General features: G+C 52.8%; 4 protein-coding genes. All 4 read right to left on the reverse strand.

The annotated features are described in order from the left end of the window. Positions 1-937: nickel/cobalt efflux transporter (locus tag HMPREF1144_RS19260; protein ID WP_009653702.1), on the reverse strand; the 937-nt coding region annotated here is incomplete at its 3' end. A gap of 9 nt (positions 938-946) precedes the next feature. Continuing rightward, positions 947-1,216: a metal-sensing transcriptional repressor gene (locus tag HMPREF1144_RS19265; RefSeq protein WP_009653703.1), complete on the reverse strand. Its 270-nt coding sequence runs from the start codon at positions 1,214-1,216 to the stop codon at positions 947-949. Positions 1,217-1,319: 103 nt separating this feature from the next. Beyond that, positions 1,320-2,618 carry an MFS transporter gene (gene nirA / locus HMPREF1144_RS19270; protein ID WP_009653701.1) on the reverse strand — a complete coding sequence of 433 codons (1,299 nt, stop codon included), beginning with the start codon at positions 2,616-2,618 and terminating at the stop codon, positions 1,320-1,322. Continuing rightward, on the reverse strand, positions 2,599-2,786 hold a 188-nt coding region (locus HMPREF1144_RS33720; protein WP_227500450.1), incomplete at its 5' end, for a hypothetical protein. The genes HMPREF1144_RS33720 and nirA, both read right to left, overlap by 20 nt.

Here is a 2,786-nt window from a genome sequence, read left to right on the forward strand (position 1 = left end):
CACCGAGCGTAAATTCCTTCACCTGGATGCAGAGCAGCAGAACGGTGATGGCCGCCGGGCAAGGAATAAGTCCGCCGGTCAGCCCAAACAGGATAATCTGCCCGGTGGTTACGCTGCGATTGGCAAAACGTTTCTTGATGTCGTTCGCATGGGCTTTTTCGTGAGCGTCCTGGTATTCGCGGGAATTAACATCCAGCCCCTCCAGTGCGGAGTGATCGTGGTCATGGTCGTGACCGTGCTCATGCTCGCGAAACTCCACATCATAATCGTGTACATGCCCACGATGGCCTAAAGACAGGCGCACATCAAAACTGTGTGGCTCAGGGATCGCCAGGGCTGATTCCATAAACCCGTCTTTTTCAACGAAGTCGAAAACCTGAGAATAGGTTCCATTGCCCCGCCTTGTGGCTACAGAAATGTTGCTGGCTTCCCACTTTCTGCCGCTGAGCGTACGTAAACGCCAGTGAGGTGGCTGTCCTTCCTCGAAAATAGAGAGTTCAACGCTGCCGTGGCTGGTATCTATAATCCGGGTTTCATCATGTTCGTGATGACCGTGGGAATGCTCCTCTTCCTGCTCCATTTTCCATAGCTTCTCACCGCGCCAGGTACGCCAGAACATCCATGCCGCCGTGGCAAGAATGATGATGGCCGAAATTAACTGGAACCAGGGCTCCGCAGATTCAGCGGTGAATTTCTGACTGACATACATCCCACCCATGGCAATGAGCCAGACCACAGAGGTGTGCGAAATGGTCGCCGCCAGTCCCAGCAGAACCGCTTGTTTCACCGTTCCACGAATAGCCACAATAAACGCCGCCATCATCGTTTTGGAGTGTCCTGGCTCCAGTCCGTGCAGCGCACCCAGCAGGATAGCGCTGGGAATAAACAGCCAGGCATTGGCTACGCCTTGCTGCAGAAGAGCAGAAAAATCAGTCATGTGCTTGCCTTAAAGATATTTGGTGATCTCTTTAAATTCGCTTAGCGTTGTTTCAGTTCCGGCATGATCGGCATGAAGCGCATCCTCCAGGCAGTGATCAAGATGGTCATGAATTAAGGTACGCTTTGCATTCGTTATCGCTTTTTCAACCGCATGCAGCTGTTGGGCGATATCCAGACACGCTTTTTCATCTTCGAGCATCTGGATGGTACTTTTCAGGTGCCCGGCGGCACGCTTAAGTCTTTTAATAATGTCAGGGTGTGATGCGTGAACAGTCATATCTTATCCTCTCCAGGTGGAGGGGATAAGATAATGTGTATCATCGCTATGGTCACATTTTTTATCGGCTTATCCTCTCCTGCCTGGTTGTCTTTCAGGGAAATTACTTCTCTTTCTTCGGCCATGACGGATGTTCATCGTCGATGACGAAATCATGTTCATGAGTGGATGCATTATTCGTTTCGGCGTCGGTATGGCTGTGCAGCTGAACATATTCTTCATGCTCAGGACGCCAGATAAGCACGGCGGTGAGCAACGACAGCGCCGCTACGATGGTCAACGCGATGAACGAAGCCTGTGTGCCCCATGTCGCGCCGACCCATCCGGCAAGCGGATAAGTCACCAGCCAGCATGAATGCGACAATGCAAATTGAGCGGCAAATAGCGCGGGTCTGTCTTCCGCCGTTGATGAGCGGCGCAGCAGGCGGCCACTGGGGGTTTGAGAAAGTGAATATCCGACGCCCAGCAATGCCCAAAGCACAACCAGAGTGAAGTAATCCTTCAGGAAAATACCCAGCCCCAAGCCAATCACCAAAAGCGCGGCCCCCACAAGCATCGGTATGCGGTCGCGCATTTTGTCGAGGAGTCTCGGGAGAACCAGTGCAGACACCATCGACCCGACACCGAAGAAGGCCAGAGCAATGGCAGTCGAGCGCTGTGATAAACCAAAGTCAGCCTGTACCAGAACAACGGTATTGACGATAACCATCGCGCTCGCCGCTGCCACGGCCATGTTGAGTGCCAGCAGGCCACGCAGTCTTGGCGTTTTCAGGAAGATACGCATACCGCGCGTCGTTTTTTCATAGATGCTGCGTTTGACGGTTAACGCTCTCATTTTTGGCAACGACACGGAAACAACCAAAGCCGCAGAGGCGAGGAAACCGACCGCCGTTCCGGCAAACAGATTGTGGAAGCTCATGACCGTCAGCAGCGCCGCCGCCAGCATCGGGCTGATAACGCTTTCAAGATCGTAGGCCAGGCGCGACAAGGACAACGCCCGGGTATATTCGCGTTCATCAGGAAGAATATCCGGAATTGTCGCCTGGAAAGTTGGCGTGAACGCCGCCGAGGCAGACTGAAGAACGAAAATCAGGATATAGATTTCCCAGATTTGAGTGACGAACGGCAGCGCGATAGCTACCAGAGCGCGAACCAGATCCAGAGTCACCAGCATGGTGCGACGCGGGAATTTGTCAGCAAAGGCCGCAGCTACTGGCGCAACCAGAATGTAGGCACTCATCTTGATAGCCAGTGCGGTACCCAGCACAGCACCGGCCCTGTCTCCGGCCAAATCATAAGCTAGCAACCCCAGCGCAACGGTCGCCAGACCGGTGCCGATAAGGGCGATAACCTGTGCCATAAACAGGTGGCGATAGGTACGATTAGAAAGAATATTGAGCATCAGGGGATCTCTTGTCTTGAATTAATATCCCCCCAGGGGGGATGTAAAAAGCATAGAGGTAGCTGAACCGATTGACAAGCTTTATCCTGGTGGGGGGGATGTTGGATTTGCCAGTTGACTGATATGTAATATAAAAAAGCTTCAGGTATCCCAGCGTTATACCTGAAG

It is taken from the genome of Klebsiella sp. OBRC7, from assembly GCF_000293135.1.
Taxonomy (GTDB): Bacteria; Pseudomonadota; Gammaproteobacteria; order Enterobacterales; family Enterobacteriaceae; genus Klebsiella; species Klebsiella michiganensis.

Excerpts from the sequence above, each read along its gene's own strand:
- HMPREF1144_RS19265 (WP_009653703.1), bottom strand. The coding sequence starts at position 1,216 with ATGACTGTTCACGCATCACACCCTGACATTATTAAAAGACTTAAGCGT.
- nirA (WP_009653701.1), bottom strand. The coding sequence starts at position 2,618 with ATGCTCAATATTCTTTCTAATCGTACCTATCGCCACCTGTTTATGGCA.